The sequence below is a fragment of the Candidatus Bathyarchaeota archaeon genome, assembly GCA_026014745.1.
Lineage (GTDB): Archaea > Thermoproteota > Bathyarchaeia > Bathyarchaeales > Bathycorpusculaceae > Bathycorpusculum.
This window is the reverse complement of record JAOZHS010000001.1, coordinates 48,829-68,435: the sequence shown is the minus strand read 5'-3', so window position 1 is coordinate 68,435 and position 19,607 is coordinate 48,829. Positions and strand designations below refer to the sequence as shown.

The window sequence follows — 19,607 nt, the reverse complement described above, 5'->3', positions numbered from 1 at the left end:
TTTTAAGTTTTCTTTAGGCATCCTTCACGCGGCTCATAAATGGTGCCTTCACGCAGCAACTGGCTGACCATACGTTCCACTTCGCCCCTTGGAATCTTATGCTTAGTCTCTAACTCGGCAACTAGCTTATCTTTCTCCACGATGCCGGTGACTTTCTCCATCTCCATAATCGTTGAGATGACAACGCCTAAGCGGTCGCGGATGCTCTTGGGGCGACCCGTCATGATTAAGTCAATATCCATCTTGTAAGATGACAAGTCGATGCCGACTTCTTCAAGCGATCGCTTCATGATAGTGATAGCTGCGGCGGCGTCTTCTGCAGTTACAGTGGGGCGCAAAGCTACCCGTGCACGTGCCTCCGCAATACGCACAAGCGATTCTAACTGTCGGGCGGTGATGGCGACGGGTGAGCCCTCGGTTTCGCTGGCTGAACGCATAGCTAAGTAAAAGTCGCTAAGTGCCTTGAGGGATTCTTCGCTTAGTTCAGGTTTAACCATTTTGGCGTAGCTGACGTATTTGCGCAGTAACTCGGCGTCTACGGGTGCTTCAGTGGGTGTTATGCCTCGGCGGTGGATTTCTAGTATGTGCCGTGACATTTTGCCGTCTGCTTCCTTGTTGGGCACGTCTCGTAAGACGAATATGAGGTCAAAACGGGAGAGGATTGTGACGGGTAAGGGAACGTTCTCTGCTACGGTACGGTTAGGCTCATATCTGCCCAGTGAGGGGTTGGCGGCTGCCAGCACGGCGGTGCGGGCGTTGAGGGTTGCGACGATGCCTCCTTTGGCGACGGAGACTGTGTGCTGTTCCATGGCTTCGTGGATGGCAACTCGGTCTTCGGGACGCATTTTGTCCATTTCGTCGATGCAGGCGATTCCCTTGTCGGCTAAGACGAGTGCGCCTGCTTCCAGTGACATTGAGCCGCCTTTTTCGCGGACAACGGCGGCGGTTAAGCCTGCGGCGGTGGTTCCTCTGCCTGAGGTGTAGAGCCCTCGGGGTGCAATACGGGAAACGTATTGAAGCATCTGTGATTTGGCGGTACCTGGGTCACCGATGATAAGGGCGTTCATTTCGCCTCTGATAGTCATGTCGGGTAGACTTCTTGAGACGCCGCCGAACAGCAGGTACATGACGGCTTCTTTTAGGTGTTCATTACCAAAGATAGATGGTGCAATGGAGTTTCGGATTTTCTTGTGCACTTCGGGGTCTCGGGCTAATTCGAGGATCTTTGCTTCTTCTTCAGGTGTAGGCGGAGAGGTTTCGGGTTCTTTGCCTAAAACCTCGATGGAGTTAGCGTCGAGTTGTAGGATGAATGTTCGGAGTTTGCCTAGCCCCATCATTGACGGCGCAAACGCGCGGACGATGCCAACAAGCGACACGTGGTCGCCGGGGCGGGCTTGATCCACAATTTCGTCTCCTATCAGCTTCACCGCTAGTGTTCGGGGAAGTTGTCCTGGGGGGAGGTCTTCGGGTTTTTCCTGCAAACGCAAATCTTGGCTGTCGATGAAGGTGGATTCTTCTTGAGCAAACTCAAACGGGCCGTCTCTGCCGCAGTCGGGTGCCATGCATATTGCGGGAGCTTTGAGGAACTGACCTGTTTGTTCAACTTGGTTCATGGTGCCGCAGCGCTTGCATTTGAAGGCTGCAATCTGCACCATGGGCCGCACGGGTGTGGCGCGGACCACGATGCCTTCAACCATGACGAGTTTAGCCATGTTTTTGGAGCCGAGTCTGCGTAGTTGCTCTTTACCCAGTAACGCCACAATGCGGACGATGACTTTCTCGATTTTCTCCGCGTACTCAACATCTTCAATGCGTAGCTGCTCATAGGCGCCTTTACCTGCATGCAAGAGGTATTCTTCGGGTTTGTTTAGGAGTTGTTCAGCTAAGGCTTGGTCAAACCCGTAGAGCTCCTCAAAATCAATAGTCACGGAACCCTTGCCTGTGATGGCTAACTGGGCGATGCGTTGGCGGTACTTCTCTTTTTTGAAAAATTCCTGAAACCGTTGTTGAGGGTCAATAGTTAGCTGAGCGTTAGCCAAGTTGTTTCTCCCCGTTTTCTAAGATTTTAGCTTTCCACTCAGCTATGATTTTGACAAGTTGTTCATAGACGATTTTTTCTTCGTGGGTCATCCTTTTGAGGAATTGATCGGTTTGGGCTGGCGCTGCGGAGAGTGAGACGATTTTTTTAAGCCGCGAGTTAGTGATGTCGCGAGCGAGTTGTTTGGCTCGGTCATATTCTTGGTATTTCTCTGACTGCTGAGATTGGGCAGCTTGCTCTTTTAGGTCTCGGAGGAATCGGCGGAGTTTAGGGTAGAAGTCTTCTGGTAACTCGTTGATTTGCCCGGGGATTTGGACACCTTCTTTCCATTGTGCCTTAAAGAGTTTGGTGGCGTCGAGGATGTCTTCTTCGCGGAAATGCACCATGCCTGCTTCGGCGAGGATTTTGGCTATCCAGAAGTAGGCTTCGTATTCGTTGCCTTCGTCATAGGGTCCAACGTTTAAGCCGGCAAGTTTTATTTCGGGGCAGTTGCGGTTAGCGACAATTTTAACCATGCTGTTCTCGTAGCAGAAGTCCAGAGTGCTAATTTTTGTTGCCAACGCTTGCTCCCTCCCAATCCCTTTTCTTTTTGTGGGGTTCAACAAGTATAGCAGAAGAGCTTTTTTAGGGTTTGCTAGTGATAACCCAACGAAAGAGCCCTCAACCATACCCTAAATATACCTGAGACTTGCCCCTTTTGCGACCTTCAAGCAACACGACTAATGCGCCCTGTTCCTTCTGTGCATCAAAAACACGCCAACGACGATTAACAGCACAACCAAAACAATCAACACCAACATGACTTCTGGAGTGCCAATTTTTATGCTGTCTTGATTTTGGGGCTCAACAGTTGTCATCGGATTGCTGCTTGTAGGCGTTGGTGCAGTTGATGTTGGAGATGCATTAGTCGGCGATGGGGTGTTAGCGGCTGATGTGGGTGCGTTTGTTTGGGTAACGCCATTGTTTTCTGTTACGGTCACAGCTGAGTCTTGATGGGTGTGGTCAATCGCCATCGATATTCGGGGGTCTCTGTCTGAGGGGGGATAATCGTAGAGTTCGCTTTGCACGTCAAGGTTTGAACTTCCTAAGCTAATTGGTTTGAAGGTTATTTTGGCGATGGTGCCGCTTCCGCTGAAGGCTTGTGCAGGTGCGGTGGAAGTGACAACCAATCTGTATTCGCCTTCGCTTTGGGTGAGGTTGTTTTGGGCGATGAATATTGGCGGCGAATTTGAGGATTCATGTAAAACGCCGTCTGCAAAAGATTCTACGCCAACGTGGGCTTCAACGTTTGTTGCTTCTAAAACGCTGGAATCCCAGTTGAGATTTATCTCTAGCCCGTAGAGGTTCTGCACGTTGTTTAGGGTTATGGTGACTGTGAAGGGTTGTCCTAGTGTCGGCGATGTGGTTGAAGGTTCAACTTTTACAACCGTGGCGGGCTGGGAGAATCCAACCTGGATGAAGAAGCTTGATGTTAGAAGTATTAGAAACATTAAACGTACCATAGTTTTTTTCATTAGCTCACCCTTTATTTTGAAGGTAAACTAGTTTGTTTTTTCCTTTTTTGTCTCTTTTAATTTGGTTATTCTTTTCCATCTCTGTTAAGAGTAAACTTGTTTTGGCTCTTGAAAACTTGAGTTCAGTGCAGATTTGTGACTGTTTAATTCTGCCGCCTGACGTTTTTAGAAGTCGTAGAATTTGTTCTTGGTTGCTTGGTGTTTCCTTCCATACTGGCTCAACTTTTTGATTGACTGCTTTTCTTTGTTTTCTATAATTAAATGTAAAAGCGCCTACTGCTATAGCAGCAGACGTTACACCAATGACTCCCCACAGGGCTGTTATGGATAGACTGATGCTTGGGTTGTTTTTTGCAAGTTCGATGTTTGGCTCCGTGGTTGGAAGGTCTTGAGTTCGGTACCAATGCAATGTTTGGATTGCATTGTTTTCTTCGTCGGGAGGCGATGATGTAGCGTAAACGCTGTACTCTTGTGGGTAGGTTATGTATAATTCGCCGTTTCCATACAAGCCCAAAAAGAAGTCGTCCGTAAGGACATCGCCGAATATAATTTTGTTTTCTTTGATGATGCTAAAGTTTACCCATCGGAAAATGTACTGCACTGTTTGGGAAGAGGTCTCCCAATGTAAGTCTGTTTTCATCTCTAGTGAAGATAAATCTAAACTCATACTTCGGGCGGTGACCTCTTTTGATGAGTCAACGATGTCGAGAAGTCTTTGCTGGAACTGGTCTATGCCGTCGATGGAGGTGTTTATGTCGGTTACTTGGATTATTTTCCACGTTGCTGAACCGTCACCATATAACCGGATGTTGTATTCAAGGTGGTCCGAGGCGTTGTGCGTTTGGGCTGGGAGAATCAAAATAGCCAATACCATGACGCAAGCAAGCACTTGATTCATTTTGTTCCGTTATAGGTTGCTTGATTTGGTTATTTAAGACTTTTATGAAAATCAAAAAACTCTTTTTCGCCATTTTAAGCGGCTTGAATCGATGTTAAAAATGAAAAATAAACAAAACTAAACAATAATATGACAAAATAAACATAAATTGAGGTTTTACTGAAGTTTTGGCGGTAGTTAATGCTTTATTGATGAATCGACTACAGAGGGGCAGGCGAAATGAAATGCGAAAAATGTTAGCTACAATAATTATCACGATTTTGGCCGCCAGCTGTTTTTCGACACTAATTTCTCAAGCGCTTGCACAAAATACTGAGACTTCCACTCCCCCGCCACTTATCGTACGTTGGATGCGGTATCATGGTGCAGTTACCCAATGGGGAACTGACAATTATAGAGGTTCTATAACTGTTAACGCAAAAACCGCTAACGTGCCCCCTCCCGTGTTTAAACCCTGGGTTACCGTTGATGCAACCTGGTCAAACCAGCCGCCGTTTCCAGCTACCAAACCCACCGGAGAAGGACAATATAGCTTTGTCAGCTACAATGCACGGCTTGTAATGTTGCTTTCCATTAGACGGCAAGATGATGCCATTGTAAATGTTACTGGGCTTTGGAACATCAAAAAAGTCGAAATCACAACCGAATTTAACCAAAACGGCGCTCCAATAAACACCGTTCGAGAAGTCACACCAATAGTAACAAGAGCCAACGGTCAACTATGCATAACCCCCGATTGGAAACAATTCACATTAACCATTGACGGCGTCGATGTGTTGCAGGGGGTTGAAACCTCTATGACAACATCCACTAACCAAATTAGTCCCTTCAGTTTCACCGCGTCTCCACACCCAACCCTCGCTGATTTAATGCATGTCTTTGGTTGTTTCCGGTCTTTCCCAGGCTTGGGCAACTACAACCCTGAACTAGACTACAACAATGACGCAAAGATTGATTTGGCAGACTTAACAACAGTTGCAGCCAACATGTAAGGACCCTTTCCTTACCTTCTTTTTTATTCTACTCTACACGGCAAGTCTTTGTTTTTATAGTTTTGTGGGTTTGGTTGATGCTTTTGTATACGGATGCCCTGTGCTGAATCATTTGGGCGGTTTTTAACGAAAAGTTTTATCCACCTAACCGTATCAAAAGCTAGTTATGGGTCTCTATGTTTAGCAGAGCCAACCTAAAAAAACTGCTAATCGAAGACTACCCCCTCCTAAGCCTTCTAGTCGGAACTGTGCTTATCTACCTCTCCATCGGACCCCTCTACAACGGCGACACCCAATGGGAATTCCAAGCCGCGGTAGGCGTACTAAAATGGGGCATGCCCTACACCAACAGCTTCGGCACTCTCATCAACCAAATGCCTTTAGGCTTCTACTTTGAGGCTGTGTTTTTAAGCCTCTTCGGTCAAACCCCAAACGTAGGCGTTATACTAATAACCCTGTTAGCGCTCGGAAGTACTCTGATAGTTTGTCTAATCGGCACACATTTTTATGGCAAACCAACTGGGCTACTTGCAGCTTCCCTATTTGCTCTGAGTCCTTGGGAACTAGTGTTTTCCCGAAGCTTCCTCATAGATGTCCAATGCCTATTTTTGAGCCTACTCTGCCTCTACATCGGAATTCTAGCCATCCATAAAAACTCAGACAAATACTTCTTTTTAACTGGCATCTTCTTTGCAGCCGCACTTTTCACAAAAGCCTTCGCAATCTTCATCATTATACCCCTGCTGCTTTTCTACATATATTCTAAACCAAAAAACTACAAACACATCCTGACTCAACTCGTCCTCTTCCTCTTGCCAGTGTTGTTATCTTTTTTATTTTGGTTTGAAGCTGTGTTGGGTCAAAGCGTGTTTTCCGTTTTCGGTCATAGCGATTTTAGCGACCCCAATTACAGTGGCATTGTTCCCTCTTACTTTTTTGTGGGCACTTTTCTGTGGAACTACGGCTTAGGCGTTTTCTTCAGCATCGCTGTGGCTCTTTCGTTGCTTGTAACTTTTTCTTTTAGAAAGGACCTGTCAAAGGTTGAGGTTTTCGACTTATTCTGTTTGGCGATGATTTTGCCCATAGTGTTAATTGATACTGTTTTGGGGGCTGGCTTGAACCTTAAGGCGCCCTACAACAACGCCATAAAATACACTTACCTCTCGCTGCCGTTTTTCTGTTTAATAGCCGCTTCGTTGGTTAGTAAAAGTGTGGCTCTAAAGGCAAACGTAGTAACTGAGCGGACAAAGAAAATCGTTTTTGCCCTAACAGTTCTCTCGGTCATTTTGTTTGCAGCTGTGGTGCTGGTTGATTTTGGTTACGCCCAAGCCATTGCTTCAAACAATTACCTACTGTTCCAAGTCGAAATCGGTCAACCCGTAGGCTACACCCTCTTCAACACACCCACAAATCACGACCCGCTTTTGATGGGTGTTCAATATCTGGGATTTGCAATTGTACTCTCAGGACTCTTATGGAACACCAAAACAAGTTTGTTAAGCAAAAGCTAGCAAAAAATGCTTTAGCGCCTAGATGAAATTAGAAATAAAAAAGAAAGAGAAGGATGGGGATTTAGTAGTCGAGGATTTTTTTGACTGCGTCGTTTTCGACTTCATGCGCTAATGGGATGCCTGTGACTTGCGTGGCAATGGTGCTCAGGCTCATGAGGTCGCCTCTGTTGAGCAGGCCAAGGTTCCATTTGCGGTTACCCGCCATTAGCTGCTTTAGTCCCACGCCGACTCTGTCGGTTAGATAAGTATAGACGCCGATGCTTTCTAGCGGAATATCTCCAAATCGACTGCCATATTTTGCTTTGAGTTCTGGTGCGGCGATGAAGAATTTGTCTGGTGTTGAGCCGAATTTGTCGGTGAAGTTTTTGGGTAGTTTGCCTTCTGCGGCGAGTTTTTTGAAGTAGGCAGCTTTCATGGCTGCGGTAATTGGTGAGCGCCCCATAAGTACTGCTTTGACAAGGGGGCCGTCTCCGAAGTTGCTAAGAGCGATGGTTTTGAATATGCTAGTTTCTTCGATAAAGCCGCCTGCCATAACTAAGTCGGGAACGTATTTGCCTTTGGCTTTGAGGATTTGGGCGCACTGTAATACGAGGGCTTGTAGGTATAGGGTTGGGATGCTCATTTCATCCATCATGGGTACGGGGCTCATGCCTGTTCCGCCGCCTGCTCCGTCAAAGCTTAAAGCGTCGATTTTTGCTTCGGATGCCCATTTCATTGTGTATGCGACTGCGCTGGGTCGGTATGCTCCTGTTTTTAGGAACACTTTTTTTGCGCCTTGTTTGCGTAGCCATTCAATGTCTTCTAAGAAGCTTTTTTCTTTGGGGATGCCGACTCTGCTGTGGCGTTCAAACGTGTGGAACACGCCATCTTTAAACGCCTGTTGGACCACGGGGTCTTCGGGGTCGGGGATGACGATGTAGCCGCGTTTTTTGAGCAGGATTGCTTTCTCAAGGTTTTTCAGCCGGACTTCGCCGCCGATGGCTTTTGCGCCTTGTCCCCATTTGCGTTCGATTATGTTGACTTCCAGTTTGGACAGTGCATAGGTGTCTATGCCTAGTCTTTGGTCTTCTACGTTAGTTTGGATGATGACGTCGCCGTATTTTTGGTCCCAGAACTTACGGAAAGAGTCTACTCGGCGTTTAAGTTCTGGTGAATGAGTAACTTTACCATCAGTTAATGTGGCTTGGGTATCCATTCCTGCGATGTTTTCTCCGATAGTCACGGATACTCCTGCGAGTGCTGCTCCGATGGCTAATCCATCCCAGTTTACTCGGGCAACCTCTGTGGATCCAAATGCGCCTGTTAATATGGGGAGCTTGAGGGGCATGCCGCCGATTACGGTTTCTGTGTTTGCGTTGGGGAATATTGCTGCTTCAGAAGTTTCAGCAACGCCTTGGGCTTCAAAGAGTCCGGCTTGGATGTTGAAGTGTGACCAGTCTAAGCCGAAGTTTTTAAGGGCGCCAGCGGTGCTGGTTCCAAATTGTGCTGGTTCGGGGTAGAGGGCTTCTCGTCCACGAAAAGCTGACAGGCTAATTTCGCATAGTACTGGGCAATCGTGGATGCAGATTGGGCACATGCCGCTGATTGTGCTCGTGTCTTTTACGCGTGTGTTAGTTCCTACGGTGGATTTTCCGTTGAGGTAGGAACTGTTTTTGTGTACTCGTTCACTCATTTGTCCAATTCTCCAACTTTTTATGGTGGTGAATTGGGTTTCATTGCGTTTGTTTAGTATTTAATACTATTCAATATCTTCTATATGAAAAAAATTGCGATTATACGAAATAAATGAAACAGCCGTTCAACACTAGACATGAATTAATAAACAAAAAAAACTCCAAAACACCTGAACAAATGTCTAAAACTTAAGATAAGAATCAGCCTGCTTGCGGTCCCGCAGACACTGTGGGCACACACAGCTAAATGGCAAATTTTTCGTCGTACACAACTCCTCGTAGCTACAACTGTTACACGCAAAGTCTTTGCCGCATCGGATGCAACTCTGTTGAAACACCACTGGACACCCCAAAATGGCACTTATTGCTTCCATGAGCTTCTCGATGTTATTGTAGCTTTTAATAGAAAACATACCGCGCATCTGGTCATATTCGAGCCCTAATCGAATCAAATTGACGAATTTCTCCCTATCTACCCGCGGCAACTTAAACGACTTAGCATTCAAAACAACCATAACTAGTACCTACCCATGGTTACTAAATACGTAACTTCTTCAGGTGTAAACTTGAACCACTCAACCAACGGGCTGGCCTTCTTCTTCTGCAGCATAAGCTTAACGTAGGGGACAAAGTTGTGTTTGGCGATTTCATGCGAGACGTGGCATTGGGCTCCGATTTTGCCGCATATGGCATCTAGCATGGTTCGTTTGCTTTTGGTCCAGAATAGGGTGATGATGCGTATGGGTGGGGCGATGAATTCAAAGGGCTTGAAGGATTCTGGGTTGACGGCTGCGGCTTGGGCAAGTTCATTAAAGAAATATTTAAGCAAATGCCAGTTCTCAGTGCCGATTCTGCCCCTAAACATATCCGCGCGTGAAACATAATCATACGCTGCCGCAAGCTCATCTGCATCAGTGTATCGGCGAGGCAAATTATCACTCACCGCGAGTAGAAAGTCATCGTAATCTACGTTGGAGAAGCTAAGCAGGCCGGAGGCTTCCGCGATGGATTTAGCGGCAAACACGCCCCGCAGCGTCTCGTCCATGCTGGTGTCTTTGTTGCGGACACTTAGCATTGCGGTGTCTTGCAGCGTTAGGATGTGGTCTTCTTCGCTTAGGCTCTGCAGGTCGTTGATGGCTGAGCGTACGTCGCCGCGGCTGTTCTGTGCAATGCGTTCAAGCGCTTCGAACTCTGCATCAACATGCTCCAGCCTACAAATCTTCTGTAACAGTGCAATGATTAGGGGGATGCGGACTTGATGGAACCGCACTAGCAAGCACACTTTTTTGAGGGGTCTTAGTTTTTCAATATCGGGGTCGTTTGCCGCCATGATTACGGGCACAAGCGATTCCTCGATGATTTTGAGGATGGCGTTGACGCCGCCTCGGTCCTCGTTACCTGCGATGCCGTCTACTTCGTCAAGGAACAACATGTTGCCCCGGGTTTTGACGCCGCCTGAAAAGTTGTCTAGTGCCATATATGAGGTGGCTGGTTTAGCGACGGCGTTTACGGCTTTTTCTGAGCGGGTGTCGCTGGCGTTCATTTCGATAATTGTGAAGTTAAATTCTCTGGCGGCTGCGTTCACGAGCGCGGTTTTGCCGACGCCCGGAGAACCGTAGAGGAGTACTGCTTTTTTGGTGTGGCGCTTGTTTTTGAGCCACTCCACAAACAGCTCTTTAGCTTCTTCGTTGCCTACTATGTCCTCGATTTTTTTGGGGCGGTACTTCTCCACCCACAACAAATCATTCCGCAGCATATGTTTCCTCTATGCGTTTCCCAAACTTGGCAAACTGCGCCAGAAGCGCGCTGAGTTGGATGTCACTGTTGGCGCCTTGTGTGAGGCGATAGTCATATTCGCCGATGACTTCAGAGAGGTCGGCTTTCTGTTGAGCAGTCAAATCTGACATCTTGTAGATTTCCCGCTGGATTTGACGTATGATTTCGGAGCCTGAAAAGCCAAAGGAACCCATAATGTCATACATGGTTTTTCGAGCTTCCGTGAAGTCACCATAGAGTGCTTTGCGAATCATCTTTTGTACCAGCATGGGGCTAGCTTCCCCGATGACTAATGAGACGGTTTTTTCGTCAACAACCCCGCCTTCCCGATATGCTGACGCTGTTTGCAGAGCGTTTATGGCGTGGCGTAGGTCGCCTTCAGAGTAGTCCACTATGCGGTCTGCGGCTTCAGGCATCAGCGTGACATTTTCTTTTTTGGCGATGAACAGCAGATGCTCCTTCATAGCTTGACGCTCTAAACGTGAGAAGCGAAATATTGCGCATCGGCTCTGGATGGGTTCAATTATTTTGCTGGACTGGTTACAGATTAGAATGAAGCGTGAGGTGCGCGACCCGATTTCCATAATGCGCCTTAGCGCAGTTTGGGCGGGGCCAGTCATTTGGTCGCATTCGTCAAGGATGATTAAGGCGAAGGGTATGTCGCCAAAGCCTGAGCGGCTGTAGCGGCTGAAGTCTTTTATGCGGTCCCGCACAGTGTCTATGCCTCTTTCGTCGGAGGCGTTGAGTTCGAGGGTGAAGTTTTTCCAGTTTGCTCCATATAATTCGTGGGCTATGCATAGTGCGATGGTGGTTTTGCCTGTGCCGGGGATGCCTGCGAGCATGAGGTGGGGCATGGTTTTGGGGTTACGCATGAATGCTTTTAGGCTTTCTCGGATGTCTACTAGGTCGACGACGTCGTCGAGGGTTTTGGGGCGGTACTTCTCGACCCACATAAGTGCTTCTTCAGATGCTGCCATAAATTGACCTCACAATAAATTACTACAATAACCCCTGACAATTATTAATTTACTTTTCCGTAACTATTCTTCGGGCAGGGGAAAGGGGGGTTACCCTATTTTGCTGCCTTCCAAGATGTCTTTTTCAGGTTGCAGAACCGAAACAGTTCCTGCGGCGTCTTCGGCAGCTAAAACCATACACTGCGACTCAAGCCCAGCAATCATGCGACGTTGCAGGTTGGTGAGGAAGACGCATTTTTTGCCCACTAACTCTTCGGGTTTGTAGTATTTGAGTAGACCTGCAATGCATTGGCGCTTCTCTTCTCCGAAGTCGACTTGCATTTTGATGAGTTTCTTTGACTCGGGAACTGTGGTTGCTTCGATTATTTTTCCGATGCGGAAATCGAATTTTTCAAAGTCAGCAAACGACACTTCTTGGGGTTCTGCCATATCTTTAACGCTCAAGGGCTACTATTCTGCGTTTTTAGATATTTACTTTGCTTTCCGCAGCCAATCGGTTTCGCTCTTTAGTGGCAAGTTTGTGTGCTTGTAGCGTCGGTTCGGGGATGCGGTTTTTGGAGCAGTGCCTAACAATTGCCACCGCTGTTTCAAGCAACACCTTGTTGCCGATGCTTACGTAGATGGGTTTGCACCCGGCTTTGGTTGTGACGACTTCTCCGATGACTTCGCCCTTATCGAGCAAAACCGTTCTGCCTTCGCAAGGCGCTTCTTGACCGATGAGGCGGCTCTTTGCGGCGCCAATTGTGGGTTTGCTGAGGGCTAAACCGAGGTGGGTCGCAAACCCGCATCGATAGGGATGTGCCCAGCCCTGAGCATCCACGAGTAAAACATCGGGTTGTTGCTTTAGTTTTCGGATGGCTGCCATTACGGGTGGGAGTTCCCGAAACGACAGCAACGTGGGAATGTAGGGCATGTTGACTTGGCAGGTTGCTACCGCCGACTCTAAAACTGCAAGTGAATCATAATCAAGAACAACCACAGCGCCGATGCCTAAGTCACCCACATAAGCAACGTCTACGCCGCCTACGGTGCTGATTTTTTGGGGTAAGCAGTCTGTTCGGATAACTTTTTTTGAGAGGCAAAGCTGGGTTTGGTGGGCTTTTTGCACCGAAAAATATTTGCTTAACTTGGGCATGCACCCTTACTCTTTCTTGGTTTTTCGTGCGCGTTTGGGTATCTGGAACTGTTTTAGTTGGTCTTCGAGGGCTTTTCTGCGGACCTCTATGGTTATGTCTCCTCGGGTGCTTTCGATGATTCGGCGTGCAATATCGGATTTGTGGCGTAGTCCAGGGACAAGAACGTAGGCTTCATCTAACGCTAAGAGCTCAATGAAGATGTCATCCATGACTTTGAGGCATTCTTCGCCCCGCTCCACGTTACCTTCACGTAGATTATCCAGCGCCAAACGCCTATACTCTCCGATGACATCCGCTAAACCCAGAACATAATCGATTGAGGGTACGCCGATTTCGGCTGGAGTTACAAACCGCGCTTCTTTGACTAAGGTTAAAAGGATGTTGGCTTCGGCGTATTCTTGGAATGCCGCGCTCAGCATGCCGCCGTAGATGATTTCAGGGTATTGTTCAGCGAGTTTTTTTAGGTCAGTTATTCTTTCTTTAGCGTTAGTCATCATTTCTTCTGCGTCGGTTAAGCGTTTTTGGTGGATGCGTAGGATGGCTTGTTTGGAGAGGCTTGTGGCTTTACGTATGGATTGGTGTGTGTCTTCGCGTATTTGGTTTTTTGCCATAAGCTCTTTTTTTATGTCTTGGAGGACTGTTTTTAGAGACACAGTAGCACCGCTAAGACCTATGCGTGGAGGGGTTTATTTTGGTTTCCCGCGGTTAAGGTTCTTGGGGGCTTGACCATTTTTCAACTAAAAGTTTACTGTCGCCAAGAGCGAAGCTAACTTTGACAAATATAGTGTCTCCGCCTTTGAAGGGGAACATGCTGTCTTCTGCTAAGTCTTTAGGTAGATAAACTAAGTATTTACCGTCTTTCCTTTTGAATAGTCTTCCTCTTCCTTCGCTTACCATAGGCAGTGACCGCTCGCTTGACCTTTTTTATCATAGGCAAAAGAATACTATTTAAATTTATCCAACCTTCTGCTTTATTGTTTAAAATAACAACTGGCAAAAACGTTTTTCTTTAAATCGCCATACTGCACTTATCAGACGCCGCTTCCCACTTTCACAGGTTTCTCCAGTCGACTCAAAAGGACTACTCGGCTCTCTGGTGCTTCATCAATAACTTTGTAACCCGTTTTCTCCGCTAACTGTGCCGCGAACGCCTTAACCTCGTCATACATGGGCATGTGGTCAAAGCCCAACCGCAACCCTGAGAAACCGATATGCATGTATGCTTTGGCTTCAATGTAGGTGGGGTTAGCTTTCTCCACCAACTTTGCGTATTCCTCAACTGCGCTCATGTTGTGTTCCCGAACCAACGTCATCCGCAAAACAGTTCGGCAACGGAAACTCTGCAGCATCTCAAGGCTTTCGTTGACTTTTTCCCATGCAGTGGGAAACTGTGGTCGACAGACGCGCCGATAAACTACTTTGTTGGGTGCGCACAGTGAAACGTAGAGTTGGGAGGGTTCATTGCTTATCTTGCCTAGCTTGGAGGGTAGCGTGCCATTTGAAACCAAAAACGTGCTGCAACCCCTCTGCCGAAAAGCCCCTATTAGCTCGCCTAACGGGTCGTAGAGAGTGGGTTCGCCTGTGAGGCTGATGGCAACTTGATTAGGCCGGAGGGCTTCTTGGAATTTACGCCAATCCGTCTTCTCGTTACCTTTGTATCCGCTTATAATCTTTTCTTGTGCACGAAAACAACCCGCAACGATTTCTTCAGGTGTGTCTCGGTTGGGATTGTGCATCTCGTCCCATTTGACTTCCAAGTCCCCGCTCTGCGCTCGCCAACAGAACAGGCACTGCTGCGTGCAATAATACAGCGACGGCGTCATTTGGATGCAGCGGTGGCTTTGGATGCCGTAGAATTTCTGTTTATAGCAGGGTCGGTTATGTACAATGGATTCGTAGAGCCATTTGCAGCGTTTTACGGCGGCGTGGTTGCCTACTAAGTGATATTTCTGTTTTTTTAGCGCCGCGGAAAGCGTATTAACCGTATTTCTCTCCAAGGTTCCACCATAATTCTAAACCAAACAAATGAAACCGCCCTTTAAAAATCACCCCATCAGAAGGTTTCTGGGCGTGAATTCACGTTTAAGCTGCTTCTTGGAGGGTTTTTGTATTAAACGGCAAAGTTTAAAATCCTCCCTTAGTTAAACATGAGCATCAAGTAGATGGTTACTTGAGTTTCCGGAGAGACGAGGGTTGAATAACAAACTTGTTACAGTTGTGGTCTTAATCATTTTGGCGTTCTCAGCTGTACTTGTTCCCTTAGCTAATTCGGCGGAATTATCCGACGGAGACGTATACATAAGCCAGATTACTCCAGAATCCTCAACCGGTACCGTGGGCAGCCGCGTAAACGTTGTGGGACACACATTTAGCCCAAATGGCAGCTACCAGATTATATTTGCAAAAACCGTTGTGGCCACAGGCAAAGCTGAAGGTCACTATGTAAATGCAAACTTTACCGTTCCCGAAATGGCAGCTGGCTCCTACGGCTTAATTTTTCGAGATACCGCTATTAACATTAACTATTCATCCCAATTCGCTATTCAAACTGGTTATGCAATAAACGCGGTGCCTTCTTCGGTGCAGGAAGGAAGCACAGTACAATTCAACATAACCGTAACGGGAGGCGCAATGGGCGTTTCCTACTTCGCTAACATAGGTGTGGCTCTTCCAGGCGAGTATTCAGCGAAATATTCAAAGATTGTTCCTTTAGGACTCGCCAACCCCAAAGGAACAACAAACGTCATAGTCAGCTTCCCTGACAGCAGCTTCACACCCACACCTGACAGCTCAGCCCTAAATTACCCTGGAACCTACACCATCTACTTTAACCAGTCCCAATCCTTAGCCCAAAACGACTTCTCCGTAAACATACTTGATTCCGCCACTTACCACCGCGGCGACACCGTAAGCATAAGAGCCATGGGCTATCAACCAAACCAAGCCGCCACAATAACGGTAACTAGCACCTCAGGCGGAACCGTTGGGACAACCTCAGTAGCGGCTTCTTCCGATGGCACAATAACTGCCTCATGGGTTGTTCCCTCTGATGTTCCCATTGGAGATTACACCCTAAAAATCACTCCCGAAGGAACTGCCAAACAACTCCCAGACTTCCAACGTTTCACTGTCCCGGGATATGCTGTTAAAGTGCAAACCACTAACCTTGCGGGAGTTGCGGCTTCGGGTCTTTTAGTTCAAGCAAAAGATGTCGCAACGAGTTCAGTTTACAGCAGTACAAACGATGTTGACGGTATTGCGAATCTTAAACTCGAAAAAGGCGGTCACTCTATAACTGTAATAATGAATGACCTCGTTGTTGGTCATGCCAACATAACTGTGAATGAAGACTCTACCTTCATTGTTCAATGCGAATTAACAGATCTCAAAGTTACCGTCAGGAACTCTCATGGTATAGCCATTCCCTTTGTCACAGTAAATATTGAACTCAAAGCTGGATCAAAGACAACAACCGCAACTGACACGACAAGCCCTCAAGGTAGCTGCATCTTTAACTCTACTCTGCTATCCGCAACATACACAATTGAAGCATCCATGTATGGTAAAGCCTTCAACAGCGGCAACACCACTGTTAGCAATCTTCCCTCACAGGCAATCAATGAAGTAGTGATCCTTTGCCCCGACAAAAACGTGTCACTTACCGTTGTCGGTTACGGCCACGGTGCGATTCCTAACGCTCGTGTAGAACTTGTTGAAGTTACAAATGGGCTGTTTTATTCGGCTAACACGGATGGCAACGGCGAATTAAACAGCTTAGTAACCTTTGGCACTTATCGTGTCAGAATCTACAAAGAAAACGTCTTAGTCAACGAAACCACCCTGCAGATATTTAACTCCGTCCAACAACAAATACGCTGCACCTTATACGGCATTAAAGTTGATGTTACAGTGGTGGATTTCTTCGGCATCCCTGTATCCAACGCTGAAGTAACCCTAAATGGTCCTCAAACCGAAAGCCTCATGATTCGTACCAAAAGCGATGGAGTCGCGACATTTGATAACATAATTGGTGGCAACATGCAGATAATTGCACAAGCTCAAGGTGTCCCAGAGAGTTATCAAGCTTATACTTTAACAGTTAACCAACCCACCACTGTGCAGGTTAAACTTGAAAAATATGTTACGTTAGGTTCACTTCTAGTTCCCGCGGCTACCCTGTTAACTATCATAATCGTGTTAGTGGCGGTTATACTGTTTGCTCTATTAGAGCTCTTTCTTAAGAGACGAAACAAACCAAAAACTACTCCTGTCTCTTGACAAGTTTTTTACCCTCAAGTAGAAAAAGATTTATATGGTATCTAGAGGACATAAAGAAAATACAAGGACAAAACAGTAGTTTTATTTGACAGTTGAGGTGTATCTGTTGGCTCAATCAAAAGCTTGTTCACCAACATGCCAATCTTTTAAATGCGCCAAAAACTCCATGTATTTCCGCGGACGCAACTCTGTTTGGTGCAGAATGACCGAAGAACCATGCAACGTAGCGAACTGTACCTTTTCGATGTGTATGAAGCGTCGTTTGCTGCCTCAAGGTATCTGCGGTGAAACAGTGCGGCGGCAAACCGTTGAAAAAGAACTCGACGATGACTTCTTTGGAGAATCGGTGAAGCTTAAAGGAAAGGCACTGCGTAAACTCGGCGACCAAAACTATTACTAAAATATTATAAACAAAAATTACACTCGTGTAAATAAACACGAGTTCCCTTTCTATTTTGAACGTACTCGTTTTACTACTGGCGGCTTAACTTTTTTTAGAATTCGATAGCCGCAGATGATGCATTTGGTTTCGCCGCCCCGAAGTTCTAACTCTTCAGAAGGTACACGAGATCCGCATCTCATACATTCGTAAACAATTCCTGTTCTTTCCATTAGAAACGCCTCTTCTACAAAGAAAGGTATTTTGCTTTTAAACATTTCCAATACCTTGCCCCCTAAAGAGGATATATCGGTGAGAAAACGTCTCCGAGAGAAACTCCAAAACTCGTTGTTCCCTCAAGATCTGAGTAGCGTCTACAATTCCTTTGACATAATCGGAGACGTAGCCATAATAAAGACGCCTAACCCAAAAAACGCTGAAATTGTAGCCCACCAAATAATGAATATTCACAAAAAACTCAGAGCCGTCTATTCTCAAACCAGCGCTGTTCAGGGCAGTTTTCGTGTTCGAGAACTGAAACTTTTAGCGGGCGAAAACAAACCTGAAGTTACCTACAAAGAGAACGGTTGCATCTTTAAGGTGAATTTGGAGAAATGCTATTTCTCGCCACGCCTATCCTTTGAACGTAGTCGCATCGCATCTTTGGTGAAATCTGGCGAAGTTGTGGTTAACATGTTTGCTGGCGTCGGGTGCTTTAGTGTCCTTATCGCAAAAACTGTTCCCGACGCTCAAGTTTACTCCATCGACATAAACCCCACAGCATTCCATTATATGCAAGAAAATATCCAACTAAATCATGTCAGCGGCAAGATTACTGCTTTGCTTGGTGACGCAAAAGATCTCATCCAAACCCAACTGCAGGGTGTAGCTGATCGTGTTTTGATGCCGCTGCCTGAATTAGCACTCCAATACCTGCCCTTCGCGGTTTCTGCGCTAAAAAAAGAAGGCGGCACCATTCATTTCCACTCATTTGAGCATGCTGCGGCGGGCGAGGACCCTGTGGAATTAACTAAACAAAAAGTGGCACCGCAACTTACCCGCTTATGTGTCACCTATCAGTTTGTGGGGGCGCGGCGGGTGAGGAGTACAGGTCCAAATTGGTGGCAAACAGTTTTAGACATAGAGGTAGCTTAGATGTTTAGCAAGTTTTAATAACTCAACTGGCAACAACTATCCCCTGTGGACGCTTATGAAACGTAAGCTTATGGAAATTCTTGCCTGCCCAATTGACAAACATCACCCACTCGAACTCTACGTTTTCGAGGAAAAAGACGAAATCGTCGAAGGCTTAATTGTCTGCCCAAAATGTCAACGCTGGTACCCTATCCGCGACGAAATCCCCGAAATGCTCCCCGACGAGCTGCGAAAAGAAGCTGACGATTTGCCTTTCTTAAAGAAATGGAAAGAGAAAGCGCCTGCCCAAACGGTTTCGGAAGGCAAGCCCTTCAACCTAAAATAACCCTACCTTTCTAATTGTATCGCCCTGTTTTTGGCAGAAGACTCTATGGCTGCCGTGGCAACTTTTAGTGCGTCTACGCCATCTTGCCCAGTGATTATGGGTTTCTTTTTCTCCACAATGCAGTCCACGAAATGCTGTAGCTCGGCTTTTAAGGGCTCTTGGAATGTCACGCGTGGCTGCACCGTCTGAGTCTGCATCTCGATGGATAGGTCTTGGGTTATGTAGTCGAGTTTCATGATGGCGTCGCTGCCTGTGACTGTTAATTGGCGAGTCTTATAGGGGGTTAGCCAGTTGGTTTCGATAAACATGGTTTTGCCGTCTTTATAGTTGAGCATGATTTGTGCGTAGTCTTCAAATTTTTTGATACGCATGCTACCCATCTTGGCGTAAACCGAAACAGGCTGCTCACCTGAAATATAATGCATAACGTCTATGTCATGGATGGCGGTGTCTTTAACTACGCCGACGTCGCCAATACGTTCAGGCCACTGTGAGACGCGCTTGGCAGTTGCGCAGACTAATTCGCCGATTTTTTTGTCTTCCACGGACTGCCGAATCTGTTGCAACCCGGGGATGAAACGCATCAAAAACCCAACCGTTAAGTGAAGGCCATTTTGTTCTGCGGTCTCAACAAGTTGCTGGGCTTGCTGGGGGGTTGTTGCCATCGGTTTTTCTACGAGGACGTGTTTGCCTGCGTTGAGCACTTTTAGAGCTTCCTGTGCCAGGATGGTGGACCAGGTGCATACGTTTACTGCTTCAATGCTTTTGTCTTTGAGCATCTCGGCGCTGTCCGAGTAGGCTTTCACTCCATGCTGAGCTGCCATAGCCTTTGCTCGCTCCTCATTAACGTCACATATTGCTACAAGTTCGGTTGAGGGGAGTTCTTTGTAGACGCGGGCATGGTTTTTGCCCCATTGCCCCGTTCCGATTACTGCTACGCCAATTTTGCGCATAC

20 protein-coding genes are annotated in these 19,607 nt (G+C 46.8%); 6 read left to right on the top strand and 14 right to left on the bottom strand.

Going from position 1 to position 19,607, the window contains the following annotated elements; all coding sequences use genetic code 11:
* Positions 1-2: 2 nt before the first annotated feature.
* The 4 genes from NWE92_00390 to NWE92_00375 all read right to left on the bottom strand — a co-directional run bounded on the left by NWE92_00390 (position 3) and on the right by NWE92_00375 (position 4,450).
* A complete protein-coding gene (locus NWE92_00390) occupies positions 3-2,039 on the bottom strand; it encodes a minichromosome maintenance protein MCM (GenBank protein MCW4028093.1) in 2,037 nt (678 codons plus the stop codon).
* Complete coding sequence (locus tag NWE92_00385) at positions 2,032-2,598, bottom strand: hypothetical protein (GenBank protein MCW4028092.1); 567 nt, start codon at positions 2,596-2,598, stop codon at positions 2,032-2,034. The genes NWE92_00390 and NWE92_00385 overlap by 8 nt, the downstream gene beginning before the upstream one ends.
* 159 nt (positions 2,599-2,757) lie before the next feature.
* Positions 2,758-3,552, bottom strand: a complete 795-nt coding sequence (locus NWE92_00380; protein ID MCW4028091.1) for a cohesin domain-containing protein — start codon at positions 3,550-3,552, stop codon at positions 2,758-2,760.
* 4 nt (positions 3,553-3,556) lie between these two features.
* The gene (locus NWE92_00375; protein ID MCW4028090.1) at positions 3,557-4,450 is read right to left on the bottom strand and encodes a hypothetical protein; all 894 of its coding nucleotides are present in this window, start codon (positions 4,448-4,450) and stop codon (positions 3,557-3,559) included.
* Between the two features lie 224 nt (positions 4,451-4,674).
* On the opposite strand from NWE92_00375, the gene NWE92_00370 reads away from it, so the two are divergent.
* Together NWE92_00370 and NWE92_00365 are read left to right on the top strand one after the other, a co-directional pair.
* A complete protein-coding gene (locus NWE92_00370; GenBank protein MCW4028089.1) occupies positions 4,675-5,442 on the top strand; it encodes a hypothetical protein in 768 nt (255 codons plus the stop codon).
* A 176-nt stretch (positions 5,443-5,618) separates the two neighbouring features.
* Positions 5,619-6,953, top strand: a complete 1,335-nt coding sequence (locus NWE92_00365) for a glycosyltransferase family 39 protein (GenBank protein ID MCW4028088.1) — start codon at positions 5,619-5,621, stop codon at positions 6,951-6,953.
* A gap of 61 nt (positions 6,954-7,014) precedes the next feature.
* Here the strand turns inward: NWE92_00365 and NWE92_00360 are convergent, their stop codons facing one another.
* The 8 genes from NWE92_00360 to twy1 form a co-directional block, all read right to left on the bottom strand.
* Positions 7,015-8,625 (bottom strand): glutamate synthase-related protein, encoded by a 1,611-nt coding sequence (locus NWE92_00360; protein MCW4028087.1) that lies wholly within the window; start codon positions 8,623-8,625, stop codon positions 7,015-7,017.
* A gap of 518 nt (positions 8,626-9,143) precedes the next feature.
* A complete protein-coding gene (locus NWE92_00355; protein ID MCW4028086.1) occupies positions 9,144-10,382 on the bottom strand; it encodes a replication factor C large subunit in 1,239 nt (412 codons plus the stop codon).
* The gene (locus tag NWE92_00350) at positions 10,369-11,379 is read right to left on the bottom strand and encodes a replication factor C small subunit (GenBank protein MCW4028085.1); all 1,011 of its coding nucleotides are present in this window, start codon (positions 11,377-11,379) and stop codon (positions 10,369-10,371) included. Before NWE92_00350 ends, NWE92_00355 begins: the two co-directional genes overlap by 14 nt.
* A gap of 90 nt (positions 11,380-11,469) precedes the next feature.
* Positions 11,470-11,808, bottom strand: coding sequence for a methionine--tRNA ligase subunit beta (gene metG, locus NWE92_00345; protein ID MCW4028084.1), 339 nt, complete (start codon positions 11,806-11,808; stop codon positions 11,470-11,472).
* A gap of 34 nt (positions 11,809-11,842) precedes the next feature.
* Positions 11,843-12,514: an endonuclease V gene (locus NWE92_00340; protein MCW4028083.1), complete on the bottom strand. Its 672-nt coding sequence runs from the start codon at positions 12,512-12,514 to the stop codon at positions 11,843-11,845.
* Positions 12,515-12,520: 6 nt separating this feature from the next.
* Positions 12,521-13,168 (bottom strand): hypothetical protein, encoded by a 648-nt coding sequence (locus NWE92_00335; GenBank protein MCW4028082.1) that lies wholly within the window; start codon positions 13,166-13,168, stop codon positions 12,521-12,523.
* A 52-nt stretch (positions 13,169-13,220) separates the two neighbouring features.
* The gene (locus NWE92_00330; GenBank protein ID MCW4028081.1) at positions 13,221-13,412 is read right to left on the bottom strand and encodes a hypothetical protein; all 192 of its coding nucleotides are present in this window, start codon (positions 13,410-13,412) and stop codon (positions 13,221-13,223) included.
* Positions 13,413-13,546: 134 nt separating this feature from the next.
* Complete coding sequence (twy1, locus tag NWE92_00325; GenBank protein ID MCW4028080.1) at positions 13,547-14,512, bottom strand: 4-demethylwyosine synthase TYW1; 966 nt, start codon at positions 14,510-14,512, stop codon at positions 13,547-13,549.
* A gap of 196 nt (positions 14,513-14,708) precedes the next feature.
* Between twy1 and NWE92_00320 the strand changes: the two genes are divergently transcribed.
* On the top strand, positions 14,709-16,793 hold the full coding sequence (locus NWE92_00320; GenBank protein MCW4028079.1) for a carboxypeptidase regulatory-like domain-containing protein: 2,085 nt from the start codon (positions 14,709-14,711) through the stop codon (positions 16,791-16,793).
* Positions 16,794-16,899: 106 nt separating this feature from the next.
* A complete protein-coding gene (locus NWE92_00315; GenBank protein ID MCW4028078.1) occupies positions 16,900-17,193 on the top strand; it encodes a hypothetical protein in 294 nt (97 codons plus the stop codon).
* A gap of 50 nt (positions 17,194-17,243) precedes the next feature.
* On the opposite strand, the gene NWE92_00310 is transcribed toward NWE92_00315, so the two are convergent.
* Positions 17,244-17,405 carry a hypothetical protein gene (locus tag NWE92_00310; protein MCW4028077.1) on the bottom strand — a complete coding sequence of 54 codons (162 nt, stop codon included), beginning with the start codon at positions 17,403-17,405 and terminating at the stop codon, positions 17,244-17,246.
* Between the two features lie 79 nt (positions 17,406-17,484).
* Here NWE92_00310 and NWE92_00305 point away from each other — a divergent pair, with 79 nt between their 5' ends.
* The gene (locus NWE92_00305) at positions 17,485-18,327 is read left to right on the top strand and encodes a class I SAM-dependent methyltransferase family protein (GenBank protein ID MCW4028076.1); all 843 of its coding nucleotides are present in this window, start codon (positions 17,485-17,487) and stop codon (positions 18,325-18,327) included.
* Between the two features lie 55 nt (positions 18,328-18,382).
* Positions 18,383-18,652: a Trm112 family protein gene (locus tag NWE92_00300; GenBank protein MCW4028075.1), complete on the top strand. Its 270-nt coding sequence runs from the start codon at positions 18,383-18,385 to the stop codon at positions 18,650-18,652.
* Between the two features lie 2 nt (positions 18,653-18,654).
* On the opposite strand, the gene NWE92_00295 is transcribed toward NWE92_00300, so the two are convergent.
* Positions 18,655-19,605 carry a Gfo/Idh/MocA family oxidoreductase gene (locus NWE92_00295; protein ID MCW4028074.1) on the bottom strand — a complete coding sequence of 317 codons (951 nt, stop codon included), beginning with the start codon at positions 19,603-19,605 and terminating at the stop codon, positions 18,655-18,657.
* Between the last annotated feature and the right edge of the window lie 2 nt (positions 19,606-19,607).